The sequence below is a fragment of the Methylolobus aquaticus genome (assembly GCF_054172105.1).
The window spans coordinates 140,514-156,363 of record NZ_JBSYXP010000012.1 but is presented as its reverse complement, the minus strand read 5'-3'; the positions used below and the strand labels follow the sequence as shown (position 1 = coordinate 156,363).

At 63.6% G+C, this 15,850-nt stretch carries 15 protein-coding genes and 1 pseudogene; 10 read left to right on the top strand and 6 right to left on the bottom strand.

Going from position 1 to position 15,850, the window contains the following annotated elements; genetic code table 11:
* Positions 1-541: 541 nt before the first annotated feature.
* The 3 genes and pseudogenes from ACW73L_RS16370 to ACW73L_RS16360 form a co-directional block, all read right to left on the bottom strand.
* The gene (locus ACW73L_RS16370) at positions 542-727 is read right to left on the bottom strand and encodes a hypothetical protein (RefSeq protein ID WP_498923548.1); all 186 of its coding nucleotides are present in this window, start codon (positions 725-727) and stop codon (positions 542-544) included.
* Between the two features lie 44 nt (positions 728-771).
* The gene (locus tag ACW73L_RS16365) at positions 772-1,299 is read right to left on the bottom strand and encodes a response regulator (protein WP_498923546.1); all 528 of its coding nucleotides are present in this window, start codon (positions 1,297-1,299) and stop codon (positions 772-774) included.
* 28 nt (positions 1,300-1,327) lie between these two features.
* Positions 1,328-1,468, bottom strand: a pseudogene (locus tag ACW73L_RS16360) (PAS domain-containing protein); the annotation flags it as partial.
* Between the two features lie 1,212 nt (positions 1,469-2,680).
* Here ACW73L_RS16360 and ACW73L_RS16355 point away from each other — a divergent pair.
* Positions 2,681-4,591, top strand: coding sequence for a response regulator (locus tag ACW73L_RS16355; protein ID WP_498923545.1), 1,911 nt, complete (start codon positions 2,681-2,683; stop codon positions 4,589-4,591).
* Between the two features lie 242 nt (positions 4,592-4,833).
* Here ACW73L_RS16355 and ACW73L_RS16350 read toward each other — a convergent pair whose 3' ends face one another.
* On the bottom strand, positions 4,834-5,733 hold the full coding sequence (locus tag ACW73L_RS16350; RefSeq protein ID WP_498923543.1) for a Dyp-type peroxidase: 900 nt from the start codon (positions 5,731-5,733) through the stop codon (positions 4,834-4,836).
* 163 nt (positions 5,734-5,896) lie between these two features.
* Between ACW73L_RS16350 and ACW73L_RS16345 the strand changes: the two genes are divergently transcribed.
* Entirely contained in the window at positions 5,897-6,175 is a 279-nt protein-coding gene (locus ACW73L_RS16345; protein WP_498923541.1) for an HU family DNA-binding protein, read from the top strand.
* A gap of 185 nt (positions 6,176-6,360) precedes the next feature.
* Here ACW73L_RS16345 and phoU read toward each other — a convergent pair whose 3' ends face one another.
* Both phoU and ACW73L_RS16335 read right to left on the bottom strand, forming a co-directional pair.
* The gene (gene phoU / locus ACW73L_RS16340; RefSeq protein ID WP_498923539.1) at positions 6,361-7,086 is read right to left on the bottom strand and encodes a phosphate signaling complex protein PhoU; all 726 of its coding nucleotides are present in this window, start codon (positions 7,084-7,086) and stop codon (positions 6,361-6,363) included.
* A 107-nt stretch (positions 7,087-7,193) separates the two neighbouring features.
* Positions 7,194-7,862 (bottom strand): hypothetical protein, encoded by a 669-nt coding sequence (locus ACW73L_RS16335; protein ID WP_498923538.1) that lies wholly within the window; start codon positions 7,860-7,862, stop codon positions 7,194-7,196.
* Positions 7,863-8,047: 185 nt separating this feature from the next.
* Here ACW73L_RS16335 and ACW73L_RS16330 point away from each other — a divergent pair, with 185 nt between their 5' ends.
* The 8 genes from ACW73L_RS16330 to ACW73L_RS16295 all read left to right on the top strand — a co-directional run bounded on the left by ACW73L_RS16330 (position 8,048) and on the right by ACW73L_RS16295 (position 15,845).
* The gene (locus ACW73L_RS16330; protein ID WP_498923537.1) at positions 8,048-8,884 is read left to right on the top strand and encodes an EcsC family protein; all 837 of its coding nucleotides are present in this window, start codon (positions 8,048-8,050) and stop codon (positions 8,882-8,884) included.
* Positions 8,885-8,912: 28 nt separating this feature from the next.
* Positions 8,913-9,200 carry a hypothetical protein gene (locus ACW73L_RS16325; RefSeq protein WP_498923535.1) on the top strand — a complete coding sequence of 96 codons (288 nt, stop codon included), beginning with the start codon at positions 8,913-8,915 and terminating at the stop codon, positions 9,198-9,200.
* A gap of 706 nt (positions 9,201-9,906) precedes the next feature.
* The gene (locus tag ACW73L_RS16320) at positions 9,907-10,968 is read left to right on the top strand and encodes a CDP-glycerol glycerophosphotransferase family protein (RefSeq protein WP_498923534.1); all 1,062 of its coding nucleotides are present in this window, start codon (positions 9,907-9,909) and stop codon (positions 10,966-10,968) included.
* Positions 10,965-11,777 (top strand): cytidylyltransferase domain-containing protein, encoded by an 813-nt coding sequence (locus ACW73L_RS16315; protein WP_498923532.1) that lies wholly within the window; start codon positions 10,965-10,967, stop codon positions 11,775-11,777. The genes ACW73L_RS16320 and ACW73L_RS16315 overlap by 4 nt, the downstream gene beginning before the upstream one ends.
* Positions 11,778-11,786: 9 nt before the next feature.
* Complete coding sequence (locus ACW73L_RS16310; RefSeq protein ID WP_498923530.1) at positions 11,787-12,683, top strand: transketolase; 897 nt, start codon at positions 11,787-11,789, stop codon at positions 12,681-12,683.
* Positions 12,673-13,638 (top strand): transketolase family protein, encoded by a 966-nt coding sequence (locus tag ACW73L_RS16305; RefSeq protein ID WP_498923529.1) that lies wholly within the window; start codon positions 12,673-12,675, stop codon positions 13,636-13,638. The genes ACW73L_RS16310 and ACW73L_RS16305 overlap by 11 nt, the downstream gene beginning before the upstream one ends.
* Before the next feature lie 15 nt (positions 13,639-13,653).
* Positions 13,654-15,036: an aminotransferase class III-fold pyridoxal phosphate-dependent enzyme gene (locus ACW73L_RS16300; protein ID WP_498923527.1), complete on the top strand. Its 1,383-nt coding sequence runs from the start codon at positions 13,654-13,656 to the stop codon at positions 15,034-15,036.
* Positions 15,033-15,845 (top strand): SDR family oxidoreductase, encoded by an 813-nt coding sequence (locus ACW73L_RS16295; RefSeq protein WP_498923525.1) that lies wholly within the window; start codon positions 15,033-15,035, stop codon positions 15,843-15,845. Before ACW73L_RS16300 ends, ACW73L_RS16295 begins: the two co-directional genes overlap by 4 nt.
* Positions 15,846-15,850 lie beyond the last annotated feature (5 nt).

Sequence of the window (15,850 nt, the reverse complement as noted above, 5' to 3'; positions counted from 1 at the left end):
CTTTCCGTTTTGGTGCTGGTATTTTTCAGCGTGAGGGTTTTCGAGGTGCTGGTGGTGAAAATCTGCTGATCGGGGAAGGCCAGGTTCGTGGCGGACAAGGTCACGGCCGAGGCGATGGGGGCTGCGGCGACGAGGAGGGAGGCGACAGCGGCGGCGGTTTTGGTATTCATGAGACTCACCCTTGGATTTTGGTTTTATGCAAAGAAGTGGTTTCAGTTCGTTATGTGTCGGAGTATTCGCGGCGGTGAGAAACCCGAGTCGAACTGAGCATGACCAAACTCTAGTAAGGGCTCTGTCCGGAGTTGGCGGGAAAACGGTGATTCAGGTCACAATTCCGGACGGTGGCTGGGCGGGGGACCCGGCGGATTCGCCGGGTGGCGTGGGACGGTGTGAGCTGAGTGATGGCCGATGGCCGGCGGGAGTGCGAAGCCAAGCCCAGCGGCGATGGGCCGGTACGGGCCGTGGCGGGGGGGCGTTGTCGCGGGCGACGATCGTCGTGGCGTGCGGCGCGAGTTGCCGCGGCCGTCCCTGTGGGGCGCTGTCAGGGGAGAAAGGGCGCGTTCTGCTCCGATTCCGGCGTTTGAGATCCTTCGGTATTCAGCGCTGCCTGGAGTTGCGTGATCAGTTCGACCCGTGCGGTTCTAAGTGCCGTCCAGTGTTGATCGAGTTCCTGTGGTTGCGCTCCCAGCCGGACAGCGTTGTCCAATGTCGCGGCCAGTTGCTGCACGGTTGTCGCCCCTGCCGAGCCGGCGGAAGCGGTGAGATCGTGGGTTAACCGCCGATGGCAGCTTGATCGCCCTCGCGCAGCAGATCGCGTACGGGGAACGCGGGATCGCCGTATTGTTCGACCAATAGCGTCAGCAACCGGAAGTACGTGGTCCGGTTCCCGTTGACGATGCGCAAGCCCTTGGCTGGATCCAGCCCGGGTATGTCGGCCGCGCGGCGAAGCCACGCGTCACCTTTGAGAGGCTTCCCAGGCGTACGCGGGCCGGCAGGCTGACCCGCTGGCCGGGCAGCCAGCCATTGCAGCAGCGCGGCGTAGAGCGTCTGCGGCTCGACGGGCTTTGCAACGAAGGCGTTCATGCCGGCAGCGAGACATTGACGGCGGTCTTCGTCGAACACATTGGCTGTCATCGCTAGAATTGGGACCGCCGTCCGGCCGGGCAGCGCGCGAATCAGCCGAGTGGCCTCCGGGACGTTCATTTTTGGCAGCTGCACGTCCATCAGAATCGGGTCGTAGGCCGAGTCTCGCGCCATGGCCATGGCCTGCCGTCCCTCTGCGGCAACCTGGACCTTCAAACCGACACCCAGCCGGTCGGTCTTCGTACGACAGGTAGTCGGGAAACGGTGAGCCGAGGGAGTCCACGACCTTCCTCGCGAGTTGCAGCTCCCAGGCGGCGTTCAGGTAGACCAGCCGGCCGGTCGCGTCGATCTCAAGCACGATGTCGTGCAGATGGTCGAGCCGCATCTGATCAGCGCCATCCGCCGGATGCGGTGCGGTCAGACTTTCATCCAGGGCAGGCCGATGAGGGATGCTGAGACCGTCCTTCATATCTCACGGACCTGAAGCCGGTTAGATGATATGACAGGGATCCACGTCAGGATGGCGTTATCCATGCTAGCTCCTAGGGGTACGGACGGAGCGTGTTTGTTGAGTGGCGCTACGTGGTTGGCGCTCACTCGAGTGAGCAGTTTGTTGACTCTATCGCACTCCCCATCCTCTGCCGTCCAGCGCAAGCGCATCAGCGCTTCGAAAGCCAGTATCGGGAATGTTCGAAAGTGACGGACTCGGTCGCCCAATACCGAAAAGCGGCAATCCCGCATGCAGTCACCTCGGAACGGTGAGAAACATCTGGTCTGTCTGTGCCTAAAGGTTCCGTCTGCTTGGTTGACCTTGTGGCTGCCGATGGACTGAGCGGCTCCATCAGTTATTTTGCCGACACGCTTGGCAGATAGAAATAAGGACTTATCCTGTTTCTTTTAGGGTTAATCCCTAGTCCAAGAAAAGTCCGATAAATTTGCTTGGTAGACCGAAGGTCCGAGGAGAGACATCGGAGTTGACGAATGATATTACCTTGGCACTGCTGAAGTTCGATACAGACGGGCGAAAGGCGTGGCAAGAGAGGTTCATGGCGTCAAGGTGAAGAGGGCGTGTCCCCGGCGGTAATTCAATAAAGCCCAGGCTCGCGCCCTGTATATTGGGGGTTTGGCAGTTGCGTGACGGCTGCCTAAGGTAATTTCGTAACGAATTTTCCTTAGGTGTAAGTACGTATTGAGGATTGGATATAAATCGCAGTAACCTCGCCTGGCCTGAACAAAAGGTCGTGGAGCGTCACCGGTACGGCGTAAAGGCGACCGAGGCGGCGGTGGCACGAGTGATCGCGCGTCTGCGGGCGGAGCCCGCGGTGGTGTTCGCGGCACAGCTTCGAAGTATGTTTCTCCTGAGTAAGCTGCGCTGCTACGCGGCAGCAGTCCGGAGCAGGCGTGCGTCGTGGCAACTGCGTGAAAAATTATCGAATTTAGTCATGTGTCGACACGGGAACGAATGCCATCGCAGGGCGCAAGATCGGCATCGGGAAAAAGGGGGAGGCAAGCGCGGTTTGCCGCGAGCGTGGGGTCTACTTCTGTCGGGCCACGGTAGCGCTGATCGCCGTATTGTTTGGGGTGTGCCAAGCGCAAGATGAACAAGCGACCGAGTGACATGGTGTGCATGCCCTGCATCCTCCTGGTGGACGACGAACCCACGGCTCGGGCCGTCCTCGGTGCCATGCTCGCCGACGAGCGTTATCACCTGGCCACCGCGGAGTGCGGCGAGCAGGCTCTCCTTTTGGCCGAGCAGCTGCAGCCCGACCTTATCCTGCTGGACATCATGATGCCCGACATGGATGGTTACGCGGTATGTCGACGTCTGCGCGCAACGCCTGCGCTGGGTGAGATTCCGATCGTGATGTTGACGGCGCTGGATGACGCGGGCTCAAGGCTGGCAGGTATCGAGGCGGGGGCGGATGACTTTCTCTCAAAACCGGTCGATCGCACCGAATTGCGGGCCCGCGTCGCGACGATTCTCCGTCTGGACCGCTATCGAAAGCTCGTGGCGGAAAAACAGCGCTTCGTTCGGCTGACCGATCGGCTGCCGCATGGTGTGGTGCTCCTCGATGCCGAGGGTCAGATCCGCTTCGCGAATCCCGCATTCATCTCGCTGGTAGGCGGCACGAACGAAGACGCGGCGCAGGAGCGATCGATTCTGGATTGGGTCGTGCCCGACGAAAGGGAGTCCCTACAGGTGATCGTTGCTCGTCTCCGTCATGAGGGTGATGCATTTCGGAACCTGGAAGTGCGCATGGTGCGCAGCGATGGTACGCACTTTCCGGCCATGCTGGATGGCGTGAGCTACTCGGAATTGCCAGGGACGATGGTCCAGTTGGTCGTCCAGGACATCACCGATTCAGTGCTGCTGAACACCGAGCGCGCGGAGGTGGCGCGTCGCAAGGACGAGTTTCTCGCCCTGCTGGCTCACGAACTGCGCAACCCATTGGCGCCGATCGGCTCCGTGTTGGATGCACTGCAGCTTACAGGTTATGCGGAAAGGCAGTTCCCTCAGTTCTACGGGATCCTGGAACGGCAGTTCAAACAACTGGTGCGGCTGGTAGACGACCTGATGGATATGTCTCGCATCAGTCGGGGTGACATCAGAATCGTCAAGTCCCCTTGTGACCTGAACGCCATTCTCGACCAAGCGCTGGAAACGAGCCAGCCCCAGATCCGGGCGGGACAACACGAGGTCGTTGTCATGCGATCAATGGAGGGGCTCTACCTCGAAGGCGACGCCGTGCGGCTGACGCAGGTGTTCAGCAACCTGTTCAACAATGCGGCGAAATACATGGCGGTGGGCGGCCGGATCGAGGTCAGGGTGGAATCGCGGGACGATCGCGCTCATGTCTCGGTGCAGGACGAAGGGCTAGGTATTCATGCGGAGGACTTGCCGTATGTGTTCGAGCCTTTCCGTCGCGTTGGCAAAGCCTCCGACGAATTCCAACAACCGGGCGGGCTAGGCCTGGGGCTCAGTCTCGTGCAACGGTTGGTCGAGCTACATGGCGGTCGAGTCAGCGCGCACAGTGACGGGCTTGGGCGGGGAAGCGTGTTCCGGGTCGATCTGCCGTTGAGTCCGCGCCCCGCGTCTCGAGTACGCCGCGAAGAAGAGACCTCAACGCGCCCCCTTTCGGGACGCTGGGTTCTGGTGGTGGACGACAATCGGGATGCCGCGGATACGCTTGCGCTGATGTTGCAGCAGCTTGGCGGCACGGTAAGGGCGGCCTACGACGGTTCCGAAGCCTTGGCCCTGTGCCAAACCTTCACGCCGGATGTCGTGCTCCTGGACCTCGGAATGCCCGGAATGGATGGGTACGAGGTTGCACAACACCTCAGAGCGTCGCCGGCTGGCCAGACACTGCAACTCATCGCGATCAGTGGCTGGGGGCAGGACGAGGATCGCCGGCGCAGCGCTGCGGCGGGGTTCGATCAGCACCTGGTTAAGCCGGTGAGCCTACAGACCTTGCTCGGTTGCCTCGACTCAGCCGCGTCGATCGCTTGAGGTGCGGGATGAGGGGTTGGCGCGGACATGCGCAAAATCGAGCCTCAGCGGCTTCCGCCGCGCGCCTCGTGTGAGGAGACTCACGAGACGTCGCTGCGCCCTTGATAGTGATTTGCTCAAGCCGTCGCTGCGCGCCGAGCCGACAAACAGGACGGCGTCGTGAAGATGGGTAGAACCTTTGTGGCCACCTCAGTCAGCGCCGCCCTTTGTGGTACAACGCGACCGGCGGCGAAGTCCGTCCGTCAGGTCTTCCGGTGCGCCTGCAGCCCCAGCGCGCGCAGATCCAGTCGGCCGTTATGCAGCGGCGGGCACCAGAAATACGCGCCGGTCACCGGCCGAGTGAAGCGGAAGATGGCATCGGAGATGCCGTCCTCCGCGCCGATCATCCGCTGCAACTGCGCCTCGAAAGGATGGAGCGACGACGCAAATGCGACGAACACCAGGCCCGAACGCTGGCCCTCGGCCCACGGCATCGAGCGGCGCAGCAGGAAGGCCGGGGGCTCGAAGCTTTCCTGCGCCGTGCGTTTGACGTGAGCCGAGGACGGAGCGTCGTCGAGTTCGACGTTGTCGCTGCGGCGCCGCCCGATGGTCTGGTCCTGCTCCTGGGGGCTCATCGCTTCGAGGCGGCCGAAGTCGTGAACCCATTGCTGAACGGCAACGAAGCTGCCGCCGTCCAGCCCGGCGCCTTGTCCGGCGACGAAGGCCGCCGCGACCGCATCGTTGCCGGTGGGGTTCTCGGTGCCGTCCTCGTAGCCACTCAGGTCCCGGCCCGTGGCATGGCGGAAGGACTCGATCACCTGGTCGAGTGCCAGCGCACGGCCCACCGCCGCCTGCACCGCGCGTGTCAGGTGTACCAGATCACCCCGGTCCTCGCCGCGCAACCAGCACCACAAAGCCGACGGTGTGGCCGGCAGTTCCAGTCCCGGCCCGACGGCACCGGTAAAACTGTGCAGCCCCGGGATGTCGCGGTCCAGCGCACGTACCACCGATTCGCCCAGGCCCACCACCAGCTGTTGACCGTCGGCCAGCTCTCCGAGCGCTAGCAGTGCGCTGCGCAGGTCGCCCTGCGGCGTGGTGCTGAAACTGAGGTAGCGGCCCAACGCGGGCACCGGAGCCAGGATGCCGGTCTGTACGTCGCTCATCGATGCTCGCGTCACATGCATGTCTCAGGGTGTCGGCGTCGTTCGGCAAGATCGCTGGTCGGGCGGCTCGCGGTGTGGCATTTCACGACCTGGAGCCACTTGCCAAGGTGCCCCTTTATGGTGCCACAATGGCGGCCCTCAATTCACGCCAGGAGAAAACAGCATGAACAAGTCCGAACTCATCGATGCCGTCGTTGCCAAGACCGGTCAGACCAAGAAGGACACCGAGCAAACGCTGACGGCGTTGCTCGACGCGATCACGGAGGCTGTCGCGCAGGGCGAGACCGTGACCTTCGTGGGGTTTGGCACATTCAAGCCCGTGGAACGGGACGCACGGGAAGGGCGCAACCCGGCAACGGGTGAGACGATCATGATTGCGGCCTCGCGGTCCCCGAAGTTCGTACCCGGCAAGGCGTTCAAGGAACAGGTGAACGGCAGCTGACAGGAACCGTCGGCCGCCGCGTGCTGACGGAGGCACCCGCTGCCGCGAGATGCCAGTTCGAGCCGAGCCCGTTCGTGAACGGGCCATCCGGCTCGCAGGTCCTGTTCGTCACTCAATGAGCACGCCACGGTGTCATGGGTACCCTTCGAGGCCGGGCGGGAGCCCCTTTGCGCTGCTTCAGCCGTTCAAGAGGGCTCGTAGTCCTGGCCGCGACCCCGCTGCGGTGGCGGAAGTGTCGCGCCTTCTGCATTGCTTTCCAGGAGCATGTATTCGATCAGGTTTTCCGCATAGTGAGCGATGCGCTCCAGCGACTTGAAGACCAACACAATGTTCATGATCGGCCCTATAGTGCGGGGGTCTTCCATGGCATAGGTCATCAGTCGGCGAAGCTCGGACTCGAACTCATCGCCCGCCGCGCGTTGGCGTCCGGCCAAGGTCTCGGCAGGGCTCTCGCCATCATCGTCGAACAGGTGCAGGGCGCCTTGCAGGCACGCTGTCGCGCGCTTCATCATCGTGTTGACGTTCCGCCGGAGTTGGCGAGACAGTTCCAACCCCTCCGACCCGAAATGCTGGATAACGGTGCTGCCGATCCTGACGGCTTCGTCGGCGATGCGTTCCAGATCGCTGGCGCTCTTGGATACCGTCATGATCCTCCTGAGATCGCCGCCCAGAGGTGCCCGGCGGGCCAGCAGCCGGATCACTTCGGCGTCGATGTACCGCTCGAGTTCATCGATCGCATGATCTCTACCGATGACGGACTGGGCCAGCTGCAAGTCGAGCGTGTTGAAGGCCAGGACGGCGTCGTTGACCAAGGCCAGCACCTGCCGACCCATCGTCTGAACACGTTCGTGCAGATGGGCCAGTTCGGCGTCGTATTGCTTGACAGTATGTCCTTCGGAATTGTTGTTCATGGTCTTACGTTCCGGGGCGCCGTCTGCGCCGAGAGGGGCGCGTCAATTCGGATAGGGTCACGGCCGGTGCGCAAACGTGAACCTCGGTTTGTGGGTCCCCGCTGCGCTCACGCCGTCGCCGGAGCGATCCCGGGTTCGGTCTCGGTCCCGCCCAGGTCCGACAAAACGGTTTGCGGGCGCTGGTAGAAGGCAATCGCCGCTTCACCGATCAGTTTGGCCGTCGCGGCTGCCATCACGCCAGATGCCGGAATCGACGCCGCAGGGTGCCAGTCCATCCGGCTGACCAACAGCGGGGAAGTCGCGCTCAGGCCGGAGGCCGCGATTACCGCCATCAGCTCGGGTACGCGCGCCTGATCGTCGATGTCCTTACCGTATAGCAGGGCAATCTCCAGGATCAGATACAGGTTGACCCGGGTCAGCATCGACGCACCGCCGACGAAACCGACCATCTTCAGCACGTTACCGGCGACCGGAAACAGCATCGGCAGGTACAACAGCGCGCCCCCGACCAGCGACAGCGAACTCTGGGCGAGGATCAGCCGGCGAGCCAGTTGTTCCGGCGTTTCTCCCGGATAAAGGGTTTTCACCCGCTGCACGATCCGCCGGACCTCACCCTTCCGCAGGCGCAGAAAAAAGTAGAAGAATTGGTCTACGGCGACGCTTTGTTGCCGCGGTTGCGCGGCTGCCACCCTCCGATTCCTGGCGGAGGCAGGGGCGTCGGTGTTCGAATCTTGCCGGAAGGCATTGCGGACTTGTTCGGCCAGGCGTGTCGCCATTTTCTGCTGATCTCCCATAAGCTTGCATCGTCAGGATAGCCCGATGCTAGCACGTGGGAGGCGCCCTTCGTCACCGTGTTGCAGAGCCCTTTGCGGTGTCACGAAACAGTCATGATGGGGGCTTATTCTTGACAGGCTAAAAGCCCGGATCGATGCGCCGGCGGCCGATACCCCAACCCCCAACGATGTATTCCCCACTCCCCCACTGGTCGCCTTCCGATAGCGCGGACTTACAGCGGGCGCGTGACTGTCTGGAGTCTCCGAGCTTCGCGTCCAGACTGTCCGAGTTCGTGGGTGCTCCGTTCGAGGTCGCATTCAAGCTGATGCCTCCACGCTGGCACTACCGGATTCAGCAGGCCGCGGAAAAGGGCATCTGGTCGGCGCTGAATGTTGCCGTAATAGGACTGACGGGGGCATCGCGACCGTGTGGCGGCGCACGTTACCGGCTTACGGCAATGGCCGTTGGGGCTGCTGGAGGATTCTTCGGTGCTTCGGCCCTCCTGATCGAGTCGCCCTGTACGGCCGTGGTCATGCTGCGCGCCATCGCGGCGATCGCTGCAGCCGAGGGCGAGCCCCTCGAGCGCATGGAAACCCGGCTGGCCTGTCTCGAAGTGCTCGCACTGGGTGGGCAATCCGGGCGTGGCAATCCAGCCGACACGGGATATTTCGGCGTACGGCTGGCGCTGGATGCGCCCCTGGCAGCGGCTTCACGGCATCTCGCGGAGCGGGGCCTGGCCGGCGGTGCAGGTTCGCCGCCGCTGGTCCAGTTTCTGGCGGCGGTGTCTCAGCGTTTCGGCGTGACGCTGTCGCAAAAGGCCGCGGCAGCCGCGCTGCCGGTCGTTGGTGCTGCCAGCGGGGCATTCGTGAACCGTCTGTTCATTCAGCATTTTCAGGACATCGCCCGGGCGCATTTTGCGCTGCGCCGGCTGGAGCGGAAGTTTGGTGCCCGGGAAGTCCGGGCCCGGTATGACCAACTGGGTCAGCCAAGTACGCGAGTGCTGGCTTATCCCCTCGCGGCGTGATGCCGCTCTTTCGACGACAGGAGCCGTTGTGGCCAATCTCTCCGATCTCTTGAAGACTGACCTGGGCAAGGGCGTGGCGATCGGGTTGGGTCTGGGCTCGCTCGCCCTGGCCTTGGCGCCGGTGCTTCGGCCCGCGGCGAAGAATGCCGTCAGGAGCGGACTGCTGTTGATGGACAAGGGGCGGGAATGGGTGGTCGAGGCTTGCGATTCGATCGAGGACATCGTGGCCGGTGTGCGGGCCAATGTGTCCGAGGAACAACCAGGACCGCCCGAGCCTCCGACGGCGGCCGAGGCGGAGGGCGGGCGCCACGCCTGATCCCAGCGAACGGGCTGTCCGACTTCGGCAATCGCTATCGCGCCGTTCACCGACGCGGGCTTACCGGCCCCTGATTGAGGCTGCCTCTATTCGGTTGACGGCAACCGTGCCGGGCATCGCCGCCTTGCTGCGCAGCGCACACCGGCGCGGCCTGTTGTGCGGTCCTCACCACCGTGCTCCTGAGCTCGTTACCGGCCTTGGCGCGCAACCCGCTTGCACGCCCGGCTGGGTGCGCGGGTTCTTCTGACGCGGGTCAACCAGCGACCACAACCCCTCTTTCCGATCGTAACCATTCACCCCGCTGCCTTGTTGGGTAGTGGGAGCGGGCTGGGAGGGCGAGACCGTCTGCGGGAGGGAACCCGCAGGCGAGCCTCCAGGGACGGATTCACGGCGTGTCTCGGCCTCCCGGACCGCTCCCGCGAGGGGGCGTGAACGGTTACTTTCCGATCACGTAATCAACGTTTCCGATGCGGGGCAGCGCCCCCGTCGAGCCGATTCATGCCGCGCCCCGGTTGAGGGCTCGTCAGGCAGCCAGGGCGGCTGCACCCACAGGTCATCGATGCTCCTGCGTCCAAACGCCGCGCGTCAGGTCGTTCTTTTGCGAGCGCCGGTCACCGCGCTGCCATCAAAGTGACGCCGGATCTTCACAGCACTGTCGCATCCGGCAGGCATAGTGCCGAGACGAGTTTGGAGCGACAGAGGATCTATGAAGGCCTTGTTCATCTGCGGATCGCTGAATCAGACCAAGATGATGTACGAGATCGCTCGGCATCTCCCGCAACTGGACAGCTTCTTCACCCCCTATTTCTGCGACGGGCCGGGTCGCTGGGTCCAGAGGACCGGTGTGCTGGATTTCACGGTGCTGGGTGGGCGGTTTCAGCGGCGCACCCTCGAGTTCTTGCGGGAAAAGGGCGTGCCGCTGGACCACGAGGGCTTCAACGGCCCATACGATCTGGTCGTCACCTGCAGTGACCTGATCGTTCCCAGACGGGTGCGCGGTACGCGCCTGGTGCTGGTTCAGGAAGGCATGACCGATCCCGAAAACGTCATGTATTACCTGGTTCGGGGATTGGGACTGCCGCGGTGGATGGCCCAGACCTCGACGACCGGATTGTCCGATCTTTACGACATTTTTTGCGTCGCGTCGGAGGGTTACCGGGACCTTTTCGTGTCGAAGGGCGCCCGTCGGGAAAAGATTCGTGTCACCGGCATACCGAACTTCGACCATTGCGAGGCCTATCGGGACAACGATTTCCCGCACCGTGACTACGTGCTGGTCGCGACCTCGGATATGCGGGAGACGTTCAAATACGAGAACCGCCGCAAGTTCATCGAGCACGCACGCCGTATCGCGGATGGCCGCCAGTTGATCTTCAAGTTTCATCCCAACGAGAACCCGGCGCGGGCCGCCCGGGAAGTGGAGCGCTACGCCCCGGAGGCGATCCACTTCAGCGAGGGGATGACGGACCACATGATCGCCAACTGCCAGGCCCTGGTGACCCGCTACTCGTCCGTGGTCTATGTCGCCGCGGCTTTGGGCAAGGAAATTCACTCGGACCTGAGTCCCGAGTTGCTGACCCGATTGCTGCCGTGGCAGAACGGGGGAACCTCCAGTGCCCGGATCGCACAGGAATGTCTGGCCCTGCTCGAGCGCGACGAAGCACCAGCGGCGCACGCCGGGATGAAGCGCCGCTGGCCGGTTTCGCCGGCGGGCATCCGGGCCGTTCGGGCGCGGCGGAAGGCCAAGCTACGCAAGGCTGCGCCGTGAACGATCCGGTATTGATCGTCGTGCAGGCGCGGATGACGTCCACCCGCCTTCCCGGAAAGGTTTTGATGGAATTGGGCGGGCAGCCGCTGTTGTTGCGGATGCTGGAACGCCTGCAGCGGGTCCGCACGCCGCATTGCATCGTGGTCGCCACGACGACCGACGCCGAGGACGACCCGATCGAGCGACTGTGCTTCCGCCATGGGATCGCCGTCTATCGCGGTCATCCCACCGACTTGCTGGATCGCCACTACCGGGCGGCCCAGGCATTGGGTGGCGGTGCGGTCGCGAAGATCCCTTCGGATTGTCCGCTGATCGATCCGGTCATCGTTGATCGCGTGCTCGCGCGCTTCGCGCAGCGCGACTGCGACTACGCGAGCAATCTCCACCCCGCCACGTATCCCGACGGTAACGATGTCGAGGTCATGGGCTTCGAGGCGTTGCAAGCGGCGTGGCACGAAGCCGACCTACCGATGGAACGGGAGCATACGACGCCATTCATCTGGGAGCGGCCCGAGCGCTTTCGGTTGGCGAATCTCGTGTGGCAGGACGCGCAGGGGCGCGCGATGCCCGATCGCTCCATGTCGCATCGTTGGACCGTCGACTATCCCGAAGACTACCGGCTGGTGAGCGCCGTGTTCGACGAACTCTATCCGGTCAATCCGCTGTTCGGCCCGTCGGAGATCGTGGCGCTGCTGGACCGAAGACCGGATATCGCGGCGCTCAATGCCCGTTACTGCGGGGTGAACTGGTACCGCCATCATCTGGACCAGTTGAAGACCGTCGATCAGCGGCAAACCCGAATCCTCTGAGGACGCGCGATGACCGTCAACGAATACCGGCTTGCCTCGGTCGGCTCCGATCATGCCGATGCGCACGCCGACCTCAAGGCGCTCGCACACCGCGTAAGGCAGCGTGTCGTCCGACTCGCCACCGATGGCGGATGCTTCATCGGCGCTTCCCTGTCCTGTGTCGATTTGCTCGCCTATTTGTACACGCACTGGCTGAAGGTCGACCAACAGCGGCTCGACGATCCGGATCGCGACTATCTGCTCCTGTCCAAGGGTCACGATGTGCCAGCGCTGTACGGGCTGTTGGCCGAACTCGGCTGGCTCGATCCTTCCCGGCTGCAGCGCCACCTGAAAGTCGACGACGACATCTACTGGCATCCCAACCGCCGCATCCCGGGCGTTGAGTTCCATTCCGGTTCATTGGGCCATTTGCTCAGTGTCGGCTTGGGGATTGCGCTGGATATCCGGTTGAGAGGGGGTACGGGGCGCGTGGTGGTCGTGCTGGGCGACGGTGAACTCAACGAAGGCTCGATCTGGGAGAGCGTACTGGTCGCAGCGGCCAAGGGTCTCGAGAATCTGGTCGCGGTGATCGACCGTAACGGGTTTCAGGCGAATGTCGCGACCGAGGAACTCCTGCCGCTGGAGCCGCTGACCGACAAGTTCGCAGCCTTCGGCTGGCATGCCCGCCGGGTGGATGGTCATGACTTCTCGGCCCTCGCGGAGTGCTTCGACACGGTGCCGGTCGGCTGTGGCCGGCCAACCGTCGTCATCGCCGATACCGTGCGCGGCAAGGGCCTGCCGAGCATCGAAGCGCGCGCCGACCGGTGGTTCTGCAACTTCTCGGCCGACGAGGTGACCCAGCTGCTCGGGGAACTCGATGGCACGCGTTCCGCCGCAATCTCCAGCGAGGTGCTCCTTGTACGTTGACGAAACCGTTTCAGGGCAGGGGCCATCGACGGGCGCCGCTGCACCCTTTCCCAGCTACGAAGCGGGACTGACGACGCTGCTGGCCCGGGACGATCGTTTCATTGTGATGACTGCCGAGAACCGCGCCGCGATTCGCGGCCTGCCCCCGGTCGCCGGTCCCCGTTTCATCGATGTCGGTATCTGCGAGCAGACGCTGATCGGCGCGGCGGCCGGTCTGGCGCTGCGCGGGCGGGTGCCGATCGTCCATGCGCTCGCGACCTTCCTGACGATGCGGGCCTTCGAATTCATCCGCACCGATGTCGGCATCGCGGGCCTGCCCGTCAAGCTGGTCGGCGGTTTCCCGGGCTTCCTGTCGGAAGCCAACGGTCCCACCCACCAGGCGATCGAGGATGTCGCCTTGATGCGGGGCATCCCCGGCATGAAGGTCTGGTGCCCGGCGGATGAGCACGACCTGCTTCTCGGCCTGGACGCGGTCATGTCCGATGCGGCGCCGTGGTATCTACGCTACCACGCAGGGCCCGCCGTGACGACGCACCACGTACCCTTCGAGATCGGGCGAGCGGAGGTCTTCGGCCAGGGGCGCGACGTCACCCTGCTGACCTATGGCCTGCTGTTCGGCGAGTGCTTCCGCGCTGCCGAATTGTTGCGAAAGGCCGATCTTTCGGTCGGGCTGATCAATCTGCGCACACTGAAGCCGATCGACCGGGAGGCGATCCTGACCGCGGCGCGCCGCTCTGCCCTGCTGGTCACGGTGGAAGACCATTTCCTGACCGGCGGCCTGTTTTCCATTATGGCCGAGGCGCTCATCACCGCCGGCCTCGCCGTTCCGGTCCTGCCGCTCGCGCTCGACGAACGGTGGTTCAAACCGGCCCTGCTGCCGGATGTGCTGGCTTACGAGGGATTCACGGCCGAGTCCATCGCCGATCGAGTCCTGCGTCGTCTTTTCCAACTCTGATTCCTGCGTCACACCATGGCCAACCGCGTCGAGTTCAATCCCGATCTGCCCGATATCGCCGAATCGAGCACGCTGTGGGAGCGTGCCCGGGGACTGATCCCGGCGGGAACCCAGACGCTGGCCAAGGGGCCGACCCAATTCTCCGACGGGGTCGCACCCAAATACCTGATCAAGGGGAAGGGCGCCCGGGTCTGGGACGTCGATGGCAATGAATACCTGGACTACAACATGGGCATCGGCCCGATCGTCCTCGGTTACTGCCACCCGGCAGTGGATACCGCAATCCGCGCGCAGCTCGAGGACGGCATCACGTTTTCACTGATGCACCCGCTCGAAGTCGAGTTGGCCGAATTGCTGCGGGACTGCATTCCGAACACAGAGGCCGTGCGCTTCTCAAAGACCGGGTGCGATGTCACCAGCGCCGCGGTTCGCCTGGCCCGCGCCTTCACGGGGCGCGAGCGCATCCTGTGCTGCGGCTATCACGGCTGGCACGACTGGTACATCGGCGTCACCGACCGCTGCGCCGGCATCCCCGAGGCCGTCAAGGCGCTGACCCACACGGTTAACTACAACGACCTGCAATCCGTGATCGACGCGGTGGACGAGGACGTCGCCTGCGTGATTCTGGAACCGTTCGTGTTCGAACGCGAGAACGGCCAGTTCCTGTCTGGTCTGCGCGAGCTATGCGACCGGCACGGCGTGTTGCTGATCTTCGACGAGATGTGGACCGGATTCCGCTCTGCGGTCGGCGGTGCCCAGGAATTTCTTGGCGTGCGCTCCGACCTGAGCCTGTTTTCGAAAGCGATGGCGAACGGCATGCCGATCTCGGCGATCACGGGGCGCGGCGACGTGATGGCCCTGCTCGAAAAGGAGGTGTTCTTCTACACGACCTTCGGAGGGGAAGCCTTGTCGTTGGCGGCATCGGTCGCCTGCATCGATTTTCTGCGCGGTAACGGGGTGACAGCGCGTCTGGCGCAGGCCGGCCAGCGCCTGTTGGATGGCCTGAGCGGTCTGATCCACGAGCGTGGACTGGACTACGTGACAGTGGCCGGTTACCCGTTCCGTACCCTGATGACTTTTTCGCCGAAGGCCGGCGATCCGCTGAAGCTCAAGACCTTGGTGCAGCAGGAACTGATTCGCCGCGGCATCCTGTGGTCGGGCATCCACAATCTGTGTTTCAGCCATACCGACGCAGACATCGATTACACGATCGCCGCATTCGGAGAATCGTTCGCCGTGCTCGAGGCAGCCGTCGCAACGGGGCGGGTCGACGCCGAGTTGCGCGGTGCGCCCTTGCAGCCGGTGTTTCGCAAGACGAGTCAATTCCACAGCAAGCCGCGTCGGAAAGACGACGAAGTCTTGCTTGCTTCTGCTCCGCTGAATCGGAACGTGGCGTGAGTGCTGCAGAACGCTTCGGGCTGAACGGCCGCACCGCGATCGTTACCGGTGCCGCAGGCCTGCTCGGGCGTCAGCACTGCCGGGCGCTGGCCGAAGCCGGTGCCACGGTGATCGTGACGGACATCGACCAGGCCACTTGCGACGCGGTGGCGCGCGATCTTGGGGGCAGCGCTCTGGCCATCGCGGCCGACATCACCGACCCGATGTCGCTGCGGCGGCTCGCGGAGGGCGCGCGCGAGCCCACGGGCCGCGTGGATGTCCTCGTCAACAATGCGGCGATCAACGACAAGTTCGAGGATCCGGCCGCTGCGCTGGAGCTTTCTAGGTTCGAGAACTATCCCCTCGCGCTGTGGCAACGGTCCCTGGATGTCAATGTGACCGGGCCGTTCCTGTGCTGCCAGATCATCGGCGCGAGCATGGCGAGGACCGGGCAGGGCAGCATCATCAATATCGGATCGACCTATGGCCTGGTCGCGCCCGATCAGTCGCTGTACCGCGATCCGGAAGGGCGGCAGCAGTTCTATAAGTCACCGGTTTATCCGGTGACCAAGGGCGCGGTGCTAGCGCTGACGCGTTTCCTGGCCGCGTACTGGGGTGCCGCGGGAGTGCGCGTCAATGCACTGTCTCCAGGGGGCGTTTCGAACCACCAGGACACCTTCTTCGTCGACGAGTACGCCCGCCGCACGCCGCTGAATCGGATGGCGTCGCCATCCGATTTCATGGGGGCATTGCTGTTCCTGGCCTCCGATGCTTCGTCCTACGTCACCGGCGCGAATCTCGTCGTCGATGGCGGATTCACCATTTGGTAGTCGCA

Coding starts and splice junctions, on each gene's coding strand:
- ACW73L_RS16330 (WP_498923537.1), top strand. CDS start 8,048: ATGTATTCCCCACTCCCCCACTGGTCGCCTTCCGATAGCGCGGACTTA.
- ACW73L_RS16300 (WP_498923527.1), top strand. CDS start 13,654: ATGGCCAACCGCGTCGAGTTCAATCCCGATCTGCCCGATATCGCCGAA.
- ACW73L_RS16310 (WP_498923530.1), top strand. CDS start 11,787: ATGACCGTCAACGAATACCGGCTTGCCTCGGTCGGCTCCGATCATGCC.
- ACW73L_RS16335 (WP_498923538.1), bottom strand. CDS start 7,862: ATGGCGACACGCCTGGCCGAACAAGTCCGCAATGCCTTCCGGCAAGAT.
- phoU (WP_498923539.1), bottom strand. CDS start 7,086: ATGAACAACAATTCCGAAGGACATACTGTCAAGCAATACGACGCCGAA.
- ACW73L_RS16320 (WP_498923534.1), top strand. CDS start 9,907: ATGAAGGCCTTGTTCATCTGCGGATCGCTGAATCAGACCAAGATGATG.
- ACW73L_RS16355 (WP_498923545.1), top strand. CDS start 2,681: ATGAACAAGCGACCGAGTGACATGGTGTGCATGCCCTGCATCCTCCTG.
- ACW73L_RS16345 (WP_498923541.1), top strand. CDS start 5,897: ATGAACAAGTCCGAACTCATCGATGCCGTCGTTGCCAAGACCGGTCAG.
- ACW73L_RS16350 (WP_498923543.1), bottom strand. CDS start 5,733: ATGAGCGACGTACAGACCGGCATCCTGGCTCCGGTGCCCGCGTTGGGC.